The organism is Sphingobacterium paramultivorum, assembly GCF_014109745.1.
GTDB classification, from domain to species: Bacteria; Bacteroidota; Bacteroidia; order Sphingobacteriales; family Sphingobacteriaceae; genus Sphingobacterium; species Sphingobacterium paramultivorum.
Genome location: NZ_CP058555.1, coordinates 2,569,948 through 2,591,777 on the forward strand (window position 1 = coordinate 2,569,948; position 21,830 = coordinate 2,591,777).

Annotated in this window: 18 protein-coding genes and 1 tRNA gene; 12 read left to right on the forward strand and 7 right to left on the reverse strand. The window is 39.5% G+C overall.

Going from position 1 to position 21,830, the window contains the following annotated elements:
- The first annotated feature begins 24 nt into the window (after positions 1 to 24).
- Both HS960_RS11165 and HS960_RS11170 read left to right on the forward strand, forming a co-directional pair.
- A complete protein-coding gene (locus HS960_RS11165) occupies positions 25 to 303 on the forward strand; it encodes a lipopolysaccharide assembly protein LapA domain-containing protein (protein ID WP_153846918.1) in 279 nt (92 codons plus the stop codon).
- A 141-nt stretch (positions 304 to 444) separates the two neighbouring features.
- Positions 445 to 517, forward strand: a tRNA-Lys gene (locus tag HS960_RS11170).
- Between the two features lie 232 nt (positions 518 to 749).
- On the opposite strand, the gene HS960_RS27015 is transcribed toward HS960_RS11170, so the two are convergent.
- The 3 genes from HS960_RS27015 to HS960_RS11185 are packed head-to-tail and all read right to left on the reverse strand — an operon-like array spanning position 750 to position 1,922.
- Positions 750 to 881 (reverse strand): hypothetical protein, encoded by a 132-nt coding sequence (locus tag HS960_RS27015; protein ID WP_259255229.1) that lies wholly within the window; start codon positions 879 to 881, stop codon positions 750 to 752.
- Positions 881 to 1,093, reverse strand: a complete 213-nt coding sequence (locus HS960_RS11180; protein ID WP_120334664.1) for a hypothetical protein — start codon at positions 1,091 to 1,093, stop codon at positions 881 to 883. Before HS960_RS11180 ends, HS960_RS27015 begins: the two co-directional genes overlap by 1 nt.
- Positions 1,083 to 1,922, reverse strand: coding sequence for a class I SAM-dependent methyltransferase (locus tag HS960_RS11185; protein WP_159728627.1), 840 nt, complete (start codon positions 1,920 to 1,922; stop codon positions 1,083 to 1,085). The genes HS960_RS11180 and HS960_RS11185 overlap by 11 nt, the downstream gene beginning before the upstream one ends.
- A gap of 357 nt (positions 1,923 to 2,279) precedes the next feature.
- Here HS960_RS11185 and HS960_RS11190 point away from each other — a divergent pair, with 357 nt between their 5' ends.
- Positions 2,280 to 3,059: a hypothetical protein gene (locus HS960_RS11190; protein WP_182332672.1), complete on the forward strand. Its 780-nt coding sequence runs from the start codon at positions 2,280 to 2,282 to the stop codon at positions 3,057 to 3,059.
- A 283-nt stretch (positions 3,060 to 3,342) separates the two neighbouring features.
- On the opposite strand, the gene HS960_RS11195 is transcribed toward HS960_RS11190, so the two are convergent.
- The 3 genes from HS960_RS11195 to HS960_RS11205 all read right to left on the reverse strand — a co-directional run bounded on the left by HS960_RS11195 (position 3,343) and on the right by HS960_RS11205 (position 6,868).
- Positions 3,343 to 4,854: a PQQ-dependent sugar dehydrogenase gene (locus HS960_RS11195; RefSeq protein ID WP_182332674.1), complete on the reverse strand. Its 1,512-nt coding sequence runs from the start codon at positions 4,852 to 4,854 to the stop codon at positions 3,343 to 3,345.
- A 99-nt stretch (positions 4,855 to 4,953) separates the two neighbouring features.
- Positions 4,954 to 6,015, reverse strand: a complete 1,062-nt coding sequence (locus HS960_RS11200; RefSeq protein WP_182332676.1) for an AraC family transcriptional regulator — start codon at positions 6,013 to 6,015, stop codon at positions 4,954 to 4,956.
- A gap of 331 nt (positions 6,016 to 6,346) precedes the next feature.
- A complete protein-coding gene (locus tag HS960_RS11205; RefSeq protein ID WP_153846913.1) occupies positions 6,347 to 6,868 on the reverse strand; it encodes a GNAT family N-acetyltransferase in 522 nt (173 codons plus the stop codon).
- Positions 6,869 to 7,518: 650 nt separating this feature from the next.
- On the opposite strand from HS960_RS11205, the gene HS960_RS11210 reads away from it, so the two are divergent.
- The 4 genes from HS960_RS11210 to HS960_RS11225 all read left to right on the forward strand — a co-directional run bounded on the left by HS960_RS11210 (position 7,519) and on the right by HS960_RS11225 (position 11,414).
- The gene (locus HS960_RS11210) at positions 7,519 to 8,952 is read left to right on the forward strand and encodes a S41 family peptidase (protein WP_182332678.1); all 1,434 of its coding nucleotides are present in this window, start codon (positions 7,519 to 7,521) and stop codon (positions 8,950 to 8,952) included.
- Positions 8,953 to 9,086: 134 nt separating this feature from the next.
- Positions 9,087 to 9,662: a Crp/Fnr family transcriptional regulator gene (locus tag HS960_RS11215; protein ID WP_182332680.1), complete on the forward strand. Its 576-nt coding sequence runs from the start codon at positions 9,087 to 9,089 to the stop codon at positions 9,660 to 9,662.
- A gap of 74 nt (positions 9,663 to 9,736) precedes the next feature.
- Positions 9,737 to 10,555 carry an alpha/beta hydrolase gene (locus HS960_RS11220; protein ID WP_182332682.1) on the forward strand — a complete coding sequence of 273 codons (819 nt, stop codon included), beginning with the start codon at positions 9,737 to 9,739 and terminating at the stop codon, positions 10,553 to 10,555.
- Positions 10,542 to 11,414 carry an EamA family transporter gene (locus HS960_RS11225; RefSeq protein ID WP_182332684.1) on the forward strand — a complete coding sequence of 291 codons (873 nt, stop codon included), beginning with the start codon at positions 10,542 to 10,544 and terminating at the stop codon, positions 11,412 to 11,414. The genes HS960_RS11220 and HS960_RS11225 overlap by 14 nt, the downstream gene beginning before the upstream one ends.
- Here HS960_RS11225 and HS960_RS11230 read toward each other — a convergent pair.
- Positions 11,395 to 11,820: a hypothetical protein gene (locus tag HS960_RS11230; protein ID WP_153846908.1), complete on the reverse strand. Its 426-nt coding sequence runs from the start codon at positions 11,818 to 11,820 to the stop codon at positions 11,395 to 11,397. The genes HS960_RS11225 and HS960_RS11230 overlap by 20 nt on opposite strands.
- Before the next feature lie 373 nt (positions 11,821 to 12,193).
- Between HS960_RS11230 and HS960_RS11235 the strand changes: the two genes are divergently transcribed.
- The 5 genes from HS960_RS11235 to HS960_RS11255 all read left to right on the forward strand — a co-directional run bounded on the left by HS960_RS11235 (position 12,194) and on the right by HS960_RS11255 (position 21,721).
- On the forward strand, positions 12,194 to 13,369 hold the full coding sequence (locus HS960_RS11235) for a FecR family protein (protein ID WP_182332686.1): 1,176 nt from the start codon (positions 12,194 to 12,196) through the stop codon (positions 13,367 to 13,369).
- Between the two features lie 184 nt (positions 13,370 to 13,553).
- Positions 13,554 to 16,982 (forward strand): SusC/RagA family TonB-linked outer membrane protein, encoded by a 3,429-nt coding sequence (locus tag HS960_RS11240; RefSeq protein ID WP_182332688.1) that lies wholly within the window; start codon positions 13,554 to 13,556, stop codon positions 16,980 to 16,982.
- Positions 16,983 to 16,999: 17 nt separating this feature from the next.
- A complete protein-coding gene (locus HS960_RS11245) occupies positions 17,000 to 18,655 on the forward strand; it encodes a RagB/SusD family nutrient uptake outer membrane protein (protein ID WP_182332690.1) in 1,656 nt (551 codons plus the stop codon).
- Between the two features lie 55 nt (positions 18,656 to 18,710).
- Positions 18,711 to 20,234, forward strand: coding sequence for a sulfatase-like hydrolase/transferase (locus HS960_RS11250; RefSeq protein WP_182332692.1), 1,524 nt, complete (start codon positions 18,711 to 18,713; stop codon positions 20,232 to 20,234).
- Positions 20,231 to 21,721, forward strand: coding sequence for an arylsulfatase (locus HS960_RS11255; protein ID WP_182332694.1), 1,491 nt, complete (start codon positions 20,231 to 20,233; stop codon positions 21,719 to 21,721). The genes HS960_RS11250 and HS960_RS11255 overlap by 4 nt, the downstream gene beginning before the upstream one ends.
- The last annotated feature ends 109 nt before the right edge of the window (positions 21,722 to 21,830 follow it).

Consider the following 21,830-nt stretch of genomic DNA (forward strand, 5'->3'; position numbering starts at 1 on the left):
TAACGACATATAGTTTACAGTAACATGCGTAATATCTTTTTAATCTTGATAACGGTTATCATCACAGTTGTGTGTGTCAAAAATCCGCAATCGGTGCAGCTCAATTTTCTCGGGGAATCACAGGTGACACTATGGAAGCTACTATTGGCCTTTTTTATTGCGGGAATTGTATTTGTATCTCTATTGAAAATCGGAAAAAAGAAACAGCGGGCGTATGAAGAGGAAGAAATAGACGAATCGGAAGAAGAAAACAGCGACAGAAAGTCCCAATTATCCGATGAAGACCGGGAATTTCTGTCCTAAATAAAAAAATAAATCACTAAAAATGAAGCCCTAAACAGCCGTAGCGCATTTTTATCGCACAAATACTTGCGTGGAATAGGGATTAACCCTATCTTTGCATCACTTCAAACAAGGAACGGTAGTTCAAAAACAAAGAAGTAAGATTCCGTAGCTCAGCTGGTAGAGCAATACACTTTTAATGTATGGGTCCTGGGTTCGAATCCCAGCGGGATCACTGAAAAAAGCTAATCGAAAGATTAGCTTTTCTTGTTTTAAGGCTATTAGGATTCGAAAGAAGGGTCGGCCGGGTTCGATCCAATGGAGGCTCAGGGCTGTGCTTGGGACATGAGGGGCTGAGCCAATCCCAGCGGGATCACTGAAAAAAGCTAATCGCAAGATTAGCTTTTCTTGTTTTAAGACTATTAGGATTCGAAAGAAAGGTCGGCCGGGTTCGGTCCAATGGAGGCTCAGCGCTGTGCTTCAAGGATAAAGTGTATAACAGCCTCCATACGTTGTACGGAGCAATCGGTTTCAATTTCCAATTCGTTGATTGCCGTTTCCAGTTTAGACAATGTCTGATTGTAAAATTTAGCTCTCATTACCTGCTGTTATTTTTCTTTCTTACCCTTTTCATTAGACTGTAATTACACGCTCTGTTTTCTGCATATTCAATTTTATGTTCAGCTAGAAGCTGTACAATTATTTCGTTTGTTTCATCTTCATTAAGTCCTATTTTTTCCCCGAGGTCAATTTCATTGAGTTGACCGTCATTTTCTATTAATGCTCTGTAATATTTTTCTTTATTTTCCATAATTATATTTTTTTTGCACAGCTATCATCATGTGTGGACTAAAGGGTAAAAGATAGCTGTCGTTTTCAGTAACTTGAATAAGTTCCATTAATGTTCTTCGTTTTTTGTTATTCAGCATATTGGCAAAGTATTCTTTATCCAACCATGCCATACCCTCAACCGCATAAGTATTTAGATAGGTTAAGCCTTGATTTATAAATTCATCTTTTAGCTGTTGTGGCTTATGATAAAATGCTTCTGCTAAAAGCCAAGGGAAATCATCGGGCGGATTGTGCATCCCCCTTATTAGTTCTTCTTTGCACATTTCAAAAAATGGCTTTTTGTGAATTAAGCCGTTTAAAAGACCAACCAATGTTGATGCCGTATAATTGATGGCAAAACCCAAAATAATCCCATCATTCTTTAAAATACGTTTAGCTTCGCAAATGGCTAAATCTCTATCCTCCTTTTTTTGAAGATGATAAAGAGGGCCGTGTAGTATTATTAGGTCTGCATAATTATCTGGAAATTCCAATTTTCGAGCTTCTCCTAAATGTACAAAAAACTTGTTCTTTAATCTATTCGCTCTGTTTTGGGCTATTTGTATATGTTTTGCAACTGGCTCTACCAAATGAACTTGATGTCCTTTTTTAGCAAGCCATTCCGAATACTTTCCCGTACCACCACCAATGTCTATTATTTTTGAAGATGAAGTTGGTATATATTTTTCTACGAGTGATTTAATTCTTTCAAATTCAAATACGCCCATTCCTTTGTCAAGTCGAGTTTCTTCGGATGCTCTATTGTAAAATAGCTCTATATCTCTACTTATTAACTGTTTACTATTCATTTTTATTCATCGTTTCACCACATTTTGAAATGTTGAATACACCGCAAAAGTGATAATGCAATCGATTTGATAATCGTTTGTTTTGTTTAAGATTAAGAAATAAGTCGATAGGATTATCTGTGCATTAAAAACCACAAGATTTCAATGCATTAATCACTCTGTTTTTAGAGTTGTCTTTCGAGTAAGACCAGATAATATGTTAGATATAGTATAACAGACCACAAAGATAGAAAATTTGGATTAATTTTTAACGGTGAATTGGCACTAATATTCCCCCGATTAAAAATCAGTATTTTCATTGATTTTTTAACAGATCTAATTTGATAGTTTTGTTATGCACATTAAATAGCACAACGGATGAAAAATTTTGTTTTACTTCTTCTAACCCTCTTAAGTATACCTACTCATGCCCAAGATAAATTAGCTTTAACGGATTTGGTGTATCCTGATTTAATTCCGACACTCATGCAGAACGGCTTATTTGGCTACTGTGACAAATCACTAAACGTTAAAATAAAGGTACTTTTTGAAAAAGCAGAACTATTCGAAGCTGATTACAATTTCCAACTTTTCCATGTAAATAATCCCGAGATCATTAAATATGGAACAGAAGACTATGCTTGGGTACTATTCAATGGCGAACGCTACCGTATCGATAAAAAGGGAACACGAGTATATAAATACAATGCTGCCGATTTTAAAACAGGTGAAACAACAATTTATCTGTACAAAAATTCAACTGTTTATTATAGCGACAGCATAGATCAAAACACACTCTTTCAACACATCAAAGACAACCAGAGTGGAAAACAAATATTTCCGGAAGAACAATCCATTCAGGAATTTCGCATAAAAAATAAGGCGTTGATTGAAGAAGGAGTTAAATTGATTTTCCGCCCCAAAAGAAAAGAAATACCTTACGTAGATTTTACCAGTGAGAACACTTTACTAAAGGGAATAAAAAATAGTGAGACTAATCAAATCATTGTAAAAGCAAAGTATGCGAATATTGAGGAGCTTTATAATAATCCATTACGTGAACAGCAGTATCCGCTGTTTATTGGCTATCGCGGCGACCTCGACAAGGAAATATATGTCGGTCTGAATGGAACCGAGTACTACATCCAAAAAGAATAGCAAGCATTTTTTTCGGATCCTTCAATCTCTTCAAAAGCAGTTGTAACAACGATAGCATCCGTAGGAGAAATGACACCTCACAGTAAAAATCTCAATGCCGGTACAAAGCCGGGTATAAATACGGCAGACACATTAGCAACACCTGTCACTATAAATCGCCCGGACGACTTTTTTATATGTATCTGCCGTAAGCCCCTTTTCCTCCTTGATGTTATATAAGAAATCTGCGTATTTTATTTAGCAATTTCTTTCGGTGGGAATATTCGCAATAACTCGCTTCCGTTTAGAAAGCTGCATTTTTTACTCTGATTAACTTACCATCAATTTCATCCGTAAGAATATATAATTTACCCATGGGGCTTTGTGTCACTTTTCGTATCCTTACTCTATCATCAGTAAATAATTCTTCAACACGTTGTACATACTCCCCTTCGATAACCATTCGCCATAAACTACCTTTCGATAATCCGCCCACAAGTAAGTTTCCCGACCAAGCTGCAAACTCGCTTCCCGAATAAAAATGTAACCCTGTCGGTGCAACAGTGTGTAACCAGTACCATACAGGGTCCGTATAGACATTATTGGGGATAGCTTTGGGTGCAAACTCCGCAAAACGATACTTCCCAGTCGTTTTCATTGGCCAACCGTAATTCGCTTTTGCATGGAGCACATTAATTTCGTCTCCCTGATGCGTACCGTGTTCGGTAAACCATATTTTGTTATGAGTTCTATCAAGCGTTATTCCTTGCGCCGCCCTAATTCCTATCGCATATAATCCAGGAGTCGCCTTACTTCCAAAATCCGGATTATCCTTTGGGATAGTTCCATCAGAATTAATTCGATAAATTTTCCCTCTTTTATCTTCGATATTTTGTGCAATAGGAATAATTGGTTCGTCCTGCTCAGAAAACAATCTTTCGCCAATGGTAAAATAGAGTTTACCATCGTTCCCAAACACCATTCCACCACCGTAGTGATACCGCTCTTTCGTATAAGGCTCAGCGACAAAAAGGACTTTAATTTGCTGTAAGGAGTCGTCTTTCAGCACTGCTCTTATAATTTTTGTCGTTCTGCTCGCTGACTTTTTGGCGACATACGATAAGTAAACATACTTATTTGTATTAAAATCGGGATCTAATAATATTTCAAATTTCCCGGTATTGTCCCCAAAACCAGCGATGCTATCCTCCAAATCGGTTGGATAACCTTGTATCTTAGTCTTTTCTTTGGTCAAAAGATTAATCTTCACAAGATGGCCTTCTTTCTCTGATATCAGCACTTCATTCTCTGACATAAAAGCAATACTCCACGGCCGTTTTAAACCTTCTATGATGGTTTCCTTTTTCGGTAGAATAGCGTTTACATCCACTATTTTATGGGGTGTTCGTGTCGAAACTTTATCGGCAATAAACCAGCCCTTGTTGGTTTTCATCAGATTAAAATAGTCTGTATACAAATCTCTCTCCGTGCTGATTTCAACTTTTGCGCTCCCCATATTGTTGGTAATATCCATCGCCACTATGCGCGTTTTTAAATTTTTGTTACGCTCATGAGGTTTGAATAAACTTAGGTATTGATCTCTGGTAAACTCCACAAATTTACCATTGTTATAGTTCTTTAAATGACAGGAAGAATGCATAGCCTGTCCTAATTTAGTACTATCTCCGGTTGCCCAACCATCGAAATAAAGCTCTATTGTCTTTTCTATTAGCTGTCTCTCTGTCGGCTGATTTTGAGAAAATGCGGAAGAAAAAAGAACGACAATTAATAGGAGAGTCAGAATTACATTTTTCATAAAAGTGTTTTGATAAGTAATAAAATTTTTATTTGATTCTCAAATTTGCACCTTACTTTTATGATTAGGGTCTTATAACCTAAATGCAGTACTACGATTTTATAAATCTGGAGTATTTAATTTCTGATAAACACTGGGAGTTGTACCCCGCATTTTTTTAAACGCGGCAAAGAAAGTTGATTTTGCATTGAACCCGACTTCATCCGCCACAGCTTCAACCGTGAGGTTTGGATTACTTAACAATAGTTTGCAGGCCTCATTTATTCTATACTCGTTCACAAAAAGGGTAAAATTCTTATCAATACTTTCATTTAGAATCTGTGAAAGTTGATGAGTGGAAATATTGATTGCTTTTGCCAACTCTGATATCTTCAAGTTTGGATTTTTAAAAAGCTCCTTTTCAGTCATTACCAGTGTTAACTTCCCTATTATTTGCTTTACCTCCTCAGTATCTATTTTTTTGTCTGCATATTTATGCAAAGAGAAAGAAGAGAGGTCGTTCGTTTTTTTTCGATAAAGCAACGTAAATATGACGAGATAAATAATCAAAGAGAAGAAAATAGCTGCATGGATATAGCTGCCCTTGGTAATATTAAAAAATGCCCAAACGTAGGATACAAAAAGTAGCAATACCCCACCACATATGGTCAATATCCATTTTTCAAAAACTTTTATTTCTTCTTTACCAAACGCCCTTTTTATTATTGGCATCAGTAAAAAGACTGAAAAAACAATATAAATCCCCCATTGAAAATAAATAAGAGGGATGATGTAATGCCACCATAAAGGCGCAAAATATTGGTAAGGGTAAATAACACCGATTACAACAATCAATATAAACCAGACGACAAGTTGCCATAACCACAGGCGAGGTAATCTTTTAATCTTTCTGATTTCAGATTTTATGAAGAAATACAAAAAAGGTCCGATAAAAAGACATGCGGTTAACCCGATTTGAAGAAATGTCCGTGGTAAATTGGCGTCAAAAAAATAAATAACCGATTTGCCAATCCGAATACTCAGTACCATCAACAATCCACCTAAAAGGTAATTAGGCAAATATTTCTTAGCTGTAAAGAAGATAAAATAAACGCCTAAAATGAACGCGTTAAATGCTCCCAACAAACTAATAAAGAAAAGAATTTTTTCAGCAAAGCTCATACTGCCCTCCCCTCTTTGAGATGCCTGCTATTGTGATAGCGATATAAATCTCGGGATAAACAGATGATCTGAAGACTTTGCCATCTTTTTGTTGAATAGTTATTTTAACAAGAAGATGCTGCTTAAATAAATTCGTTACTTTTTGCCCTGTTTTTAGCACAATTGCACCCCTATCCATTTTGGCTAAGGCTTGCAGTCTAGGTGAATGAACTAAAGCAGAGATACTCGCAATAGTATTCAGTATGGTTAGTGGAGAGAACATCGTTAATGGCATCACTATTTATATCACTCAAATATAAATATTTGAGTGATATAAATAGTGATTCAGGAATCAATTCCTAATTTGCAGATCTAATTCAAAGCGACAGCAATTTCTCTCGTTTTGATAATGAGCCGGCAAATTGTTTGTTTCAGTCAATTTAACCATTCCTAAGAAACTAAAACCTGCCGAAGTATAATGTTGAATCAATTTTGTGTTATTTCCCAAAGTGTCAAGGCGGACAAAACGTTTTCCAAGGTTCTTTGCATATTCTTTTGCCCAGTCTACGATTTCATCGATATATCTATTTCCCCTCAATTTTGGATTCGTACAGATACGGTGAATATAAATAGCATCGTTTTTATCTTTTTCGCCCCAAATCTCCTTATCTTCGAAGGTGATGGTCCAATTGCATGCTATTATATGGTCTATAACGATTTTCCATTGACGGCTCTCGTCTATTTCCTTTTTTAGATATGAATATTCAAAGAAAGGCCAAACGACCATTTTCCGCTGCATTTGCAAATCTCTGGCGGCATTATAAAGTGCCATTATATCTTCAATATCGCTTGTTAAACAATTTTTAACTTTCATAGCATAAAATATTTATAATACAAATATCTATATACTTAAAAATTTAAAAAATCCGAATCTTGCGTAATTCGACACTGCGGGGTTTAGCGGGTGTAGTCGGTAAAAATCCTTTACTCAACTACGTGCTGGGAAATATGCCAAGCACTATTATTTTATATGCAATGGAATATTAAGTCATTCTAAACTGGACGCTGATGGCAATACCATCTACAAAGTCTTTTTTGAAGAAAATAGCTTTTGTGCTTTCACCGCCGCCATCACCAAAAAAAAATCGAGCGCATTCAACATCATTGCACTCGACGATGTAGCGTTGATTCAGAATTCAGTCAAACCTTTCCCTGAGTGTAATGATGATCCGACACGATTTAGCACTCTTTCAGATTGTTTATCTCGAAAAGAACTGGGTAGTAAAAAAAACCGTCGGAATGAAATCCTAATAAGTTTTCATCTGTACCCCCAAAAAAGCATAAAATATGTATACATCAATGCCCTTCGTACTATTTTTTTCTTTAAGTTTGGACGAGCTGGAAAAGTATTGGCCCGTATGATCTGAAATTGAACATTTTGTACAATTTGGTCCACGGCGTCTATATTTTTTCCATTAATCACCAGCAGGTCGGTCAACTGCGAGACTTAATAACTAATCAATTATGAATTTTAAAGTATTATTTCTACTCCTATTTTTTAAAATAAATTTCAGCTTTGCGCAAAACAACTTTTTGTTTGATAAAACCCTAAAAAAAGACAGTATTACCGCCGAATTTACTACGCTATATAACTTGATGAATAGCATTCATCCTGGAGAGTTTATGTTTACCTCAAAGAAGGAATTTGACAAAACTTATTTTGATCTAAAAAACTCCATCAAGCATGATTTGTCAATCATAGAATACTATAAATTGACCGCTACATTAATGGCAAAGGTTAAAGATGGTCATACCGCAGTTGACAGAAATAAAATTTTAGCATTACTAAAAGAGAGATTGGTTTTCCCATTCAGTGTCTATAAAATTAAAGATCAATACTACTTTGATAAGTCTGTTGTAGAAAACAGCAACTATTCCGGCTTACAGATTCTGAAAATCAACGGAAAGAACATCCATTCGGTTGTTAAAGAAATTAAAAACTATATCCATCTGGAAGGAAATAATGAGACTGGATTAAACACAAGGTTTAAAAATTTCCCCTTCTATTATTTTATTTATAACCCATCTGAAACATTCGAAATTGAATATATGGAGGAAAATGGACATGTCAAGAAAGCGATTTTTCCTGGGATTACTTTTGATACGTTCACTAAAGCCAGTACCGAAAATATTCAACCACTAACGACAGACTTCAAATCAAATAATGCCGCCATACTCAGATTTCATTCTTTTGAAAATGGCTACAACGAAGCTGACAGAAAAATTGCACAAAGTCAACTAGATGCTTTTTTCGCAAAAGTTGACAGTTTAAAAATAAAAAACCTAGTTATTGACTTACGTGACAACGGTGGCGGCGCCGCAGAAATAGCCAATTACTTATTTTCGTATCTGGTCAATGTGCCCTATGATTATTTTAACTATGTTGGAGCCAAATACAACAGCGTAAAAGCTTGGAAACACTATGCACAGTTTCCTGATAATATCGAAGAAATAGACTTAGAAGAAACGAAGAATAAATACGGACTAAACTGCTACACATCGACCAATAGTCCTGATGATTATTGGTGGTTTAAAAAACAAGAAAATAAAACGAATTTTTATACCGGACGAATTAGTGTTTTGATAAATGGTGGATGTTTTTCAACCACAGGGCATTTATTATCCCTAATGCGGGAATATAAAATTGGAAAATTCTATGGTGAATATAGCCAGGGAAGTAGCTACAGTAATGCAGGTGGACAGGCTTTTGCCTTACCATATTCGAAAACATTAGTTTGGATACCTACTTTCCAGTATAAAATGAAGACGCCGAATTTTAGGAGTGATCCAAAAGGCATAAAACCAGATGTTGAAATAGCATTACAACCAAAAGACTTAAACACAAAATTTGATCGACAGCTAGATTTTATTCTCCAACAGGTCGTAAATACCTTGTAATGATTTTACTCCTGTTTTCAGACGAATAATGCTTATACATGGCATTGTCCAATTGCATAAATTCTTTTTTCCTTAGCTTTGCAATTCGGTATTACATGACTCGGTATTGATAAAAAAGAAAACATGGAGCAACGATGATAGAAAAACTCCTTTTCGAAATGAATACTTATGCTGCGCTTAGCCCAGCTACGACAGAAATTTTGAAAACTATCTTTCAGGTGAAGCAGTTCAAAAAAAATGAACATATTCTACGTGCTGGAGAATATGCTAAGTACTATTATTTTATATGCAAAGGATTATTAGGTTATTATAAATTAGATCCTGATGGTGATACCATCTACAAAATGTTTTTTGAAGAAAATAGCTTTTGCGCTTCCACCGCCGCCATCATTGAAGAAAAACCGAGCACCTTCAACATCATTGCACTCGAAGATGTGGAGCTAATTCAATATTCAGCCAAGGCTTTCCGTGAGCTTGTCCGCACAAAGCATGATTTGGCGCTCTTTCAGATAGCCTACCTTGAAAAGAATTGGGTGGTCAAAAAAGAACCACTTGAAATCGAGCTCAAGTGGGAATCTGCAAAGGAACGTTATCTTGAACTTGTTAAGAATCAGGTGCTTTTCAAACGCCTCAAGCAGCATCATATCGCCTCCTATCTTGGTGTAACTCCCACGCAATTAAGCCGTATCCGTAAGGAATTAAAAGAATAATTCCATCAACATGTGTACACGTTTTTAAAGATTATACTGTTGAATTTTGCCTTATAAAGACAAAATTTTAAGCTATGAAAACAGTATACACACTCCTATTTTCTGCCCTTAGCCTACCACTGGCGGCGCAAAAAGTCGTTAAGACAAAAATCCATAGTGCCAAAATGGACAAAAACATTGAAACCATTATAATTACACCCGACATGCAAGACGGGATCAATTATAAAACAGTTTATATTCTCCATGGTTATAGCGGCAACCCGACCCGTACAGTGCAAGAAGATATTCCGGACTTAATCCAAAAAGCAAAAACATTTCAGACTATCTATGTACTACCAGATGGAAATTTCAATTCTTGGTACGTAGATAGTCCCATCGATCCACATGCACAGTACACCACTTTTATCGGAAATGAGCTAGTAAGTTACATCGATCATCACTACCCGACGCAACAAAACCGAGATGCGCGCGGAATACTGGGCTGGAGCATGGGCGGCTACGGAGCATTGCACATCGGCATAGCCTATCCACAGACATTTTCGATCGTCGGAAGTTCATGCGGTGCTCTTGATTTCGACCGCTTCGGACAAGCCTACCAGCAATATCAGGTAGACAAGGTATTGGGCGATTATAAAAATCTGAACGATGTAGACCGCATCTACAGCAACGAAGATAAAATGAAACTAAATAAACAACGCTATATCCTCGATTGTGGGACCGAGGACCTACAAATGCTGGCAATGAACCGTACATTCCACAAGCATCTGACCGACAAAAATATCGAGCATCTTTACATCGAATCAAAAGGAGGACACGATACTGCTTATTGGAGCAAATCACTATCACAACAATTGGCTTTATTTCAAAACTACTTTCAACATGAAGGATTATAAATCGACACTCTATGTTGCTGCCGGAGCTTGCAGCTACGGACTGCTCGCAACAATTGTGAAATATGCAAACCATTTAGGGATACACACAAGTCTGTTGACCTTTCTGCAGTTTATGTTTGGTTTTCTTTTTTTGTTAGCCTTTAATCTGTTGTCAAAGCGTAATGCAGAAGAACATAAAGTCATCAAATTTTCATCAAAAATTAAACTGATGGTCTGGGGCATTTCCCTTGGTCTAACAACAACACTTTACTATCTCTCCATCCAATATATCCCCGTATCCGTTGGAATTATTTTACTGATGCAATCCATTTGGATAAGTTTGGTTGCAGAAGCAGTGTTGTTGAAAAAGTTTCCGTCAAAGGGCAAGATAACAGGAGTTATTATTGTTTTGTTAGGCACGACTTTAGCAACCAATCTCTTCCAAAACAATAATAACCTTGATTACAGAGGAATAATACTGGGTTTCGGAGCGGGAATAAGTTATGCGCTGGCAATTTGTGCATCAAGCACAGTGGAAAAAGAGCTGCCGAGTCCGATACGTAGCCAATTCTTGGTCTTAGGCGGACTGCTGCTCATCGTAGCATTTTGGAACATTGATATTATTCGGTATATGCAACCTAATGCATTACCTTGGGGATTTTTGATTGCCATTTTTGGAACTATTCTTCCACCCTTACTATTTACAAAAGGAATCCCAAAAACCGGCATAGCGATGGGAAATATTATTTCCAGTTTAGAAATTCCCGTTTCTACCTTATCTGCCATGTTGGTTCTACAGGAAGTTGTTTCAGGATTCCAATGGTTTGGCATACTCCTGATTTTAATGGCCGTCATTATAATTAATGTTGGTAAGTCGTAGTAGCCAGCCAATGATTAAATCTATTATATTGCCATAAGATCAGCCCCCATACCGGAACTATGGTTGCAGCCATGTGGAGCATTTCAAATAAGTTGGATGCTCCACCAGTTTGGATCAGAAAGGACGAAAACAATAGGCTAACTGCGGCGGGCAATAAAACAAAGGATAGTGCCCGTGCGAGCCTACTGCTTCTGAATTGCTTATTTAGATTTAGAAAAATAGACATCGTACCAATCGCAATACAGAGTGCCACGAATGAAAGCAGCAATTCAGTAAATAAGGGCATGTAGCAACGTGCTCTTTTTGCCGCCTCATTATTTGCCTGAAGTATAGCTGTAAGGACAAAGGTCGTCAATACACTAAACCCTATAACTCGCAAGAAAATAAAACTCAGCTTTCTTTTCATCAGCACAATATTTTAAAATAAATAAACAAAGCGGCGAATAGGCCTGAACTCCTCGTTCCCTCCTATTTCCCTTTAATAAATTTCGACCAGTTCCTGCGGGGAGCGGCAATCCCAAAACTGATTTCAACGCCGACCTTTTACAAGTTACAGCTGATAAATCCCTTTAACCATCAAGCTTTAAGTAAAAACAATAATCTTCTTTAAAGATGCGAATTAATCCGTTAAGATAAATGCCAAAGCAATATTGGACGTGGTATTGACGATATTGGTCGGTTGGAGCTTAATATTTGTCGACGTGCTACACCTAATTATTTTTTTACTTTTTTACTAAGGTTTATCCTCCCTGTTACGTATCTATCTAAAATTATATACCATGAGATTGACTGATGATATCAAACAACTAATCATAAAGTATATCGGCGACAACTTAACGTCCGATGAAAAGACCGATTTAAAGTTATGGTTGAATGAATCAGCAGAACACCGTATTTTTTTTGAAGACCTCCTGGATAACCATGATTTGATAAACGACTTGAATCAATGGAGCGAGCTTCAGGCTTCAGATACAATGGATTGGAACGAAAGGTTAAAAGCAAAGACCCTAGAAACTATTCGGACCTCTGCTGTTAAACCATCTCCTATCAGAAATATAAAACACCTGCTTCCCTATGCAGCAGCTTTAGTAAGCATAATCTTAGGAGGTTTGATGTATTTCATGGTTAGAAAACAACTTGCACCGGTCAGTAATCGAATCGTCTTAAATGATGTAGAAGCACAGAGCAACCAGGCAGAAATACGGCTTTCGAACGGCAAAGTGCTCCAGGTATCGAGTCAGAAAGGAGCCTTGGTTTCAGGAGAAAATTTAACCTACGAAGACGGTACTATCCTTCAAAACGCATCTTTAAAAGGAGATCTGATGGCCACGGTCAACACCCCTACTGGCACAATGCTGCAACTCCAACTGGAAGATGGATCGGAGATTACGCTCAATGCAAAAACAACACTTAAATACCCGCTTCATTTTGCAAAAAACAAACGTGTTGTTGAAGTGGACGGTGAAGCCTATTTTAAAATTGCAAAAAATAAAAAGGTGCCCTTCCATGTCCTTTCCAACGGGCAACAAATTGAAGTCACGGGCACTGAATTCAACGTAAACACCTATTCGAAATCCCAAAGTAGTACAACGCTTGTAGAGGGGAGTATCAATCTATCGGCGCAAGGGCAAACGTTACAGCTCAAGCCCAATCAGCAAGCGCTCTTAGCTTCGGGTCAACTATCGAAAAAAGTGGTCGATCCCGCTAATTACATCGCATGGCTCGACAATAAATTCTATTTTAATGAAACGGACCTTCATACTGCTCTACAACTGATCGGTCAATGGTATGACCTGCAAATCATCTACACGCAACCGATAAAAGAAACACTTTTATATGGCGAAATTAAACGCACGAAAAGTCTCGCGGCAGTCCTAAAGATCCTGGAGCGTAGCCATATTAAATTTGAATTGATCCAAGAAAATGGAGTTCGTAAACTCTTTGTTTCAAACTAACCAATTATCCATAAAATAACCCAAAAACAAAAATTATGAGAAAACCAACCTAACGAGACCAAACGAGATACTAAAAAAGCCGACCAATGCTACGAACATTAATCGGCCATAATAGCGATCTCCATTTTTGACCGATTTACCCAATCAGTTTAATAATAGATTATATCCCTAATTCAACAAATTTATGAATTTTAATTTTCTTGTTCATAGAAATCGAATTGCTGTGAACATACCCAAGCAATGGAAGACCAAAATGAAGCTTAGTGCCTTTTTTACCCTTGCATGTGTTGTTAAGCTGTCTGCAGCTAGCTACGCACAATCAATTACTATTAACGCCAAAAAAATGTCTTTGGTGCAGGTATTACGTACCATCCAAAAACAGAGTGGCGTCCCCTTTCTGTTGAATGGTAAAGAACTTGCCGACATTAAAATTGAGGCGCAGGTTCGTAATATGCCTTTAGAAAAAGCCATACAGGTTCTCTTAAAAGACCAACCTGTCGATTGGAGTTTTCAGGATAATATGCTTGTCGTAACGAAGTTAAAAACAAATTATCCGACTTATGAGCTTCCAAATAACTACACGTTAGTACAACAAACCCGCACATTCAAAGGAAATGTTCACGATAGCAAAGGAACAATGCTTCAAGGCGCGACGATTATAATAAAAGGTTCGACAAGGGCAACCACGACAGATGAAAGTGGTAACTTTCAGATCGAAGCAAATAATAATGCCGTACTCGTGATTAAAATGATCGGCTACCAAACCAAAGAAATCCCATTATCCAACCAGCTTTACCTGAATATTGAACTTAGCCAACATGTCGATGCTTTGGAAGAAGTCGTCGTCGTAGGCTACGGTACGACAAAAAAGAAAGAATTAATCGGTTCGGTTTCCCAAGTTGATGGGAAACAACTAGCAAAACGCTCGGTTCCCCAGCTTGCTCAGGCCCTTACAGGTCAAATGCCCGGTGTGACCGTTATACAACGATCTGGTCAGCCTGGAGCAGCAAACAATACCATACAGATCCGTGGGGTGGGTTCGTTCGGTGCAAGTACCGACGCACTTATTTTAGTCGACGGTATACCCACCAATTCCTTCAATGATATCGATCCAAATGATGTTGCATCGATCTCGGTACTGAAAGACGCCTCTTCGGCAGCCATATACGGAGCTAGAGCCGCAAACGGCGTTATTCTAGTTACAACAAAAACCGGGGCAACGGGTGGAAAATTAACGGTCAATTACAATGCCTATTACGGTATCCAGAAACCAACAGCTTTCCCCGAATTTGTCAACTCTTGGGAGTACGCTTCCTTGCTCAATGAAACGACAAGTGGCGGCGGCGGCTACACGGCAGAGGAGATCCAAAAATTTAAAGATGGCTCGGATCCCGATAACTATCCAAATAGTAACTACTTGACCAGTTCATTCAAGTCCCAAGCGGCGCAAACAGGCCACAACTTAAATATATCCAATACCACAGATAAAATACAATACACCTTATCTGCTGGCTTTCTCAATCAAAAAGGTATTGTCATCAAAAACAATTTTGACAAATACAATGTCCGCCTCAATCTCATATCAAACCTCAATGACAAGCTCAAATTAACGACGCGGGTAGCGGCAATTCAGACCGAAACAGACGAACCGGCAGCACCAGCAACGCTTGACTTCTCCAGCATGACGGATATCATTTCTCAGGTGATTCGCTATCCTGCCATATACCCGATCCGCCTGAGCAATGGCGACTGGGGCGCAGGGAATAACCTGAAGGGGACACCAGTATCTTTCCTGGAGAGCGAATCCTTCTACAAAGAAAAAGTGTCCAATATCTCAGGAAACGCAAGACTCGACTGGAAACCAATTTCAGATCTGACCTTATCCGCTATTGGGGGCTATACGCAGACGAATGGCCGCACAAAACTTTTTAGAGCCTCACAACGGATCAACAATTCCATTACGCTCGGACCTTCTAGCCTCAATCAAACTGCTCCTTATGAAACGTATAAAACTTTTCAGGCCTTAGCAGACTATAATAAAACGATCGGGGAACATTCCTTGAAAATATTGGGCGGTTATTCTTTCGAGAAAGGCTACAGCGAAGGTTTAAGCGCTTACCGCCAGAATTTCCCCAGCAATGATCTTACCGAGTTAAATGTAGGCTCACCAGATGGGCAACAAAACACAGGTACAGCTACTGAGTGGGCATTGGAATCTTTATTTGCACGCGTACAATATAACTATGCCAAGAAATACCTTGTCGAAGGTGTTGTTCGATACGATGGATCTTCCCGCTTTCCAACGAATAAAAAATATGCTACCTTCCCTTCGATTGCAGTAGGTTGGCTACTAAGCGAAGAATCGTTTATAAAAGACCATTATAGTTGGATAGACGAATTAAAAATCAAAGGATCTTATGGGATTCTCGGTAACCAAAATATTGTCAATAATGTCCAACAGCGCGTTGTCTCCAACTACCCATACCAGGATGTTTTAAATCCGGGTTATAATTACCCCTTTGGAAACACTATTTCTCCAGGGGTCGCTCGAACCACAATTGTTGATCCTATGCTACGCTGGGAATCGACCCGAACGGCAGATGCGGGCGTGGAAGTGGCTTTATTTAAAAATTTACTGACATTCAGCAGTACCTATTACAACCGATATACTTACGATATTTTGGTGAGCCCAGGTTCTAGTGTTTCCAAAATTTTGGGTTTTGAAGTAGGTGTACAAAATTCTGGAAAACTTCGAAATACAGGATGGGAATTTACACTAGGGCATCAAAAAAAATTAAATGATTTTTCTTACAACGTAAATCTGAACTTCTCTACGGTCAAAAATAGGGTCGTCGATTTGGGAGTCGGCAATATCAATCAACCGAATGGCTTAGTGGGAAATGGTTCCACCCTGTTTATCGGCTACCCGATTCAAGCCTACTACGGCTACCAAGCCGATGGCTTGTTTGTTGACGCAGCCGATATTGCAAGCTATGCCAATCAAACCAACATCAACCCCAAACCGCAACCTGGTGATATCCGATACAAGGACATCAGTGGCCCCGACGGTGTACCTGATGGAAAAGTAGACGCTACGTACGACCGAACTGTAATTGGATCACGTATCCCCAAATACACCTACGGGATGAATATCGGAATGAACTACAAAGGGTTTGACTTAGGAATACTTCTTCAAGGTGTAAGCGGTGTCAAAGGCTTATTGGACAATTATGCTGGATTTGCGTTGACACAAAACGGCAATATCCAACGCTGGCAAGCTGACGGCAGATGGACTGCAGCCAATCCCGATCGAAATGCCATATACCCAAGAATTGAACAATTGCCGAATACCGGCACACCAAATACCCTGCTATCAGACTACTGGTTACTGGATGCGAGCTACCTACGACTCAAGAACATCCAATTGGGCTATACCATACCTAAGCACATCCTTACCAAATGGAAATTGTCGGGTCTAAGGGTTTACGCAAATGCCGAAAACCTATTCACGAAAAGCAGCTATAGAAAAGGTTGGGATCCCGAAATCAATTCAAGCGGAGCCTACTACCCTATTATGCGCAATTTTACATTTGGGGTTAACCTTAGTTTCTAACCAATCGATAAAAAACCATGATACACATCTCATACAAACCTATAAAATTGGCCTTATGCATTCTTTTTGCATCAAGCCTAAGTACCAGTTGCAAAAAACAATTGGAAACCAATCCACTGGATAAATTTGCCAACGAAACCTTTTGGACAAACGAAACGAATGCTCGAGCAGCGCTGACAGGATTATACAAAGCGGAAATACAAATGAACTCCCTCGCCGAATTCAGCCCCACAGATTGGTGGTCCTATAACGGACTTCTTTACCTGGAGTTTGCTTCGGACAATGCCTACGATAGACGTGGTGATAATTCGGTTTTCAATAAACTATCCGATGGTACCTTGACAAGCAATAATAGCAACTTAGACAATTATTGGATGTATACCTACAAGAAAATCGCCCGTGTAAATTATTTTCTTGAAAACATAGATAAAACTCCTATTTCAGCAGATCTACTCGCACGATTTAAAGCAGAAGCTCGGTTTATTCGTGCTTGCCAATATTTCTACCTGTCCCAATACTGGGGTGATGCCCCTTTAGTTACCAAAACTTTAACACCCAGTGAAGCAAATCAGGTTTCCAAAGCGAAAAAACAGGAATTGGTTACATTTGTCGCGCGTGAATTGCAGGAAGCAGCAAACGACTTACCTAGTTATGGCAAATTGACTACCGCAGAACGGGGCCGCGCAAGTAAACAGGCAGCCCTCGCTTTCCTTGGACGCATCCAACTGGCAGAAAAATCTTACGCCGACGCTATCAAAAGCTATGAGCAGATCATCAATGCCAATGAAAATAGCATAGATCCTAACTATTCAGGCTTGTTTAATGGAACCAACGAAACGAGCAAAGAGATTATTTTTGCCACGCAGTACTTGGTTGATCTTGCCGGAAACGGTATGTTTCAGCACAATTTTCCGGCAATCGCAGGCGGCTGGCATCTTCACTGCCCGCTCGGTAGTCTTGTAGAAAGCTATGGTTTCACCGATGGAACGGCATTTTCGTACGATGATGCGCGGTATAATGCGCAAGACATCAGCAAAAACCGGGATCCGCGTTTAGCCTTCACGGTGATAACGAATGGTGACCGTTTCAAAAACCTTAAATATACGTCTCACCCCGACTCCACCCTATCTATCGACCAATTGACAACCACAAAACAGGCCACACGTACGGGCTACGGATTACGCAAGTTCAACGACGAAGGGTTTAGTGGAAACTTACAAAACTCTGGAGCCGACGTTCCTATTGTACGCTACGCCGAAGTTCTCCTGAGTTACCTTGAAGCCAAACTCGAAAATGGAGATCCTATTACCAGCGACCTACTGGACAAAACCATCAACGCTGTCAGAAAAAGAAGCAGCGTTAATATGCCAGCCATTAACGTCCAAAGTAGTACCTCCTTGCGTACGACGTTACGCAACGAAAGACGTATTGAACTCGCATTGGAAGGACTACGTTATTGGGATTTACTACGTTGGGGTATCGCAAAGGATGTACTGAAAGGTGACTTTTATGGCGCTCCATTTCCAAATGCGAAAAATCTTCGTATAAAATCCGGTGGAAGTAAAGACCCTTATAGCCGATGGTATGTGACCAGCAAGTCCTTCCGGGCTGGCCAAGATGAACATTGGCCAATTCCACAAAATGAAGTTAATATCAATCCAAATTTAAAATAGTATCTTGGGTATCGTCAATTGTCAAACGATACCCTTTAAACAAAACTTAACGTATATGAAGAAGCCACTATCACTAACGTTATTACTCTCCTCGAGCCTTTTCGCAGCGCTCCCCACGGTTAGTTTTGCCCAAAAGGCTAGTAAACCAAATGTGATCTATATTTATGCTGACGACCTTGGTTTTGGTGATTTAAGCAGCTATGGTGCCAAACAGATCGAAACCCCCAACCTGGATAAGCTCGCCCAAAGTGGCGTACGATTTACCAATGCTCATAGTACTTCGGCAACCTGTACCCCTTCCCGTTTTGCATTGATGACCGGAACGTATCCATGGCGTCAGGAAGGAACAGGCATTCTGCCCGGGGATGCCAAGCTAATCGTTCCTACTGATAAAATCACCTTACCCAAAGTATTTAAACATGCGGGCTACGCTACTGCCATTGTTGGCAAATGGCATATGGGACTCGGAAATCAGGTCCAAAAAGACTGGAATGCCCCCATCAAACCCGGACCTAATGATGTAGGTTTTGACTATTCATTCATTTTTCCTGCAACAGCAGATCGCGTCCCAACGGTGTTCCTTGAAAATGATCAGGTCGTGGCTGCAGAGGCCACTGATCCAATCCTGGTCGACTATGAAAAGAAAATAGGTAACGACCCCACAGGAAAAGAGCATCCCGAACTGCTCAAAATGCATTCTTCACCTGGCCAGGGACATAATCAAACTATTGTCAACGGTATCGGAAGAATCGGTTACATGAGCGGTGGAACACGTGCCAGATGGGTAGATGAAGAAGTTTCCACAACATTTCTTCACAAAGCCCAGGACTTTATTTCGCAACATCAAAACAAACCGTTCTTTCTCTACTTCTGCTTGACAGAACCACACGTCCCACGTATGCCTGCAACACAATTTAAAGGTAAAAGCAAACTCGGCTACCGCGGCGATGCAATTCTTCAATTGGATTGGACCGTCGGACAAATTCAACAGCAATTGCAACTTTTGGGACTTGACAAAAACACGATTATAATTTTCAGCAGCGACAACGGCCCCGTTCTCGACGACGGCTATATGGATGGCGCTGTGGCCCAGCAAAATGGCCATTTACCCGCAGGTCCACTACGCGGTGGCAAATATAGCATCTTCGAAGGCGGAACTCGGGTGCCCTTTATCGTAAGCGGCAAGGGCGTTGCACAGGGAAAAGTTTCCAATGCATTGATCAGCCAAATAGATCTCTTGGCAACAAGTGCCCAATTATTGGATGTTCCACTAAAAGCAGATGAAGCAAAAGACAGCGCGCCGCTCTTGAAAACCTTAACCGGTCAAGATAATAAGGGACGTAGCAGTATGGTTCAGCATGCACAGACACTTGCCATCGTAAAGGACGAATGGAAATATATTGCGCCAAGCAAAGGTTCCCCCTACATGAAATTAACCGATACAGAAACAGGAAGTCTTCCGGAAGATCAGTTATACGATCTTAAAAATGATATCGGCGAAAAGAATAATGTGGCTTCAAAATATCCAGAAAAGGTCGCTGAACTCAAGCAATTATTGGAAGGAGAACGTAAAAAATGAAACTAAAAGTTGGACTCTCCCTCATCCTCCTCGGATGGGGGACTCTTTTTGCACAACAAAAGAAAAAGCAGCATAAATTGCCCAATATTATATTTTTTTATGCGGACGATTTAGGTTATGCCGAAACTGAGCCCTATGGACAACGATTGATCAAAACACCACATATCCAACAGCTGGCACATGAAGGTTTACGCTTTATAAACCACTATACAAGTACTCCAGTATGCGCCCCAGCCCGTTGCATGTTATTAACAGGCAAGCATGGTGGCCAATCTTATATTCGTGGAAATTATGAATTGGGCGGTTTCGCAGATAGCCTCGAGGGTGGCCAGATGCCACTACCTGAAGGAACATATACCATGGCTCACCTATTTAAAAAAGCTGGTTATCAGACCGCTGCCATTGGAAAGTGGGGACTTGGGATGAATAATTCCACCGGAAGCCCCAATAAACAGGGATTTGACTATTTCTTTGGTTACCTGGACCAAAAACAGGCACACAATTACTACCCAACACATCTTTGGGAAAATGAAACAAAATATCCCCTTCAAAACAAGGAAAAATTTGTCCATTCTCCTTTGGATTCCAGTAAGGCCACGGCGGAGGAATTCAAACAGTTTGACGGTAAGGAATATGCACCTGAACTAATGACAGAGAAAGCACTGGCTTTTATCGACAAAAACCAACACAAACCTTTTTTCTTATACCTTCCTTATACATTGCCGCACTTATCACTACAAGTTCCCCAGGAATATGTAGATAAATATAAGGACCTCTTCCATGATAAACCTTATTACGGACAGGACGGCTATACGGCTACCCCCTATCCAAGAGCAACCTATGCCGGTATGATCACCTATCTGGATGACCAGGTCGGCACGATTATGAAGCATATCAAATCATTGGGAATAGATGACAATACCATTATTTTGTTCTCCAGTGACAACGGAACTGGTTTTAATGGGGGTATAGATTATCGTTTTTTTCGCAGTGTCGATTCACTTAGAGGATTGAAAATGGATGTTTTTGAAGGCGGTATCAAAGTTCCGTTAATTGTCAGGTGGCCCAACCGCATCAAAGCGAATTCCGAAACAGACTTGATTTCGGCCCAGTACGATCTCATGGCTACCTTCGCTCAGCTGGTTCAACAAAGCCCCGGCCACAGCAATGGGCTCTCCCTCCTTCCAACCTGGCTGGGTGAAAAGAACCAACAAAAACATCAATATCTTTATTTCGAATATCCAGAAAAGGGCGGCCAGATCGCCATACGCGAAGGACGCTGGAAGGCAGTCAAACTCGATCTGAAGAAAAACCCCAAAGCAAAATGGCAATTATATGATTTAACAACAGACCCTTGGGAAGAAAAAGATATCGCGGTACAGCACCCACAAATGCTGCAGCATTTCGATGAAATTGTCAATAATGAACACCAGCCTGCTCATATACAGGAATGGGAGATTGTAGCGAATAAGATGATTAAAAAATAAATCGATTTCTTTCTTAATTTTTTAATCTTAAAAAACTTGGGTTGTCCGGATTGAATCATGACAACCCAAGTTTTTTATGTAATTTAGCCAAGCAATCCATAGCGGGGCT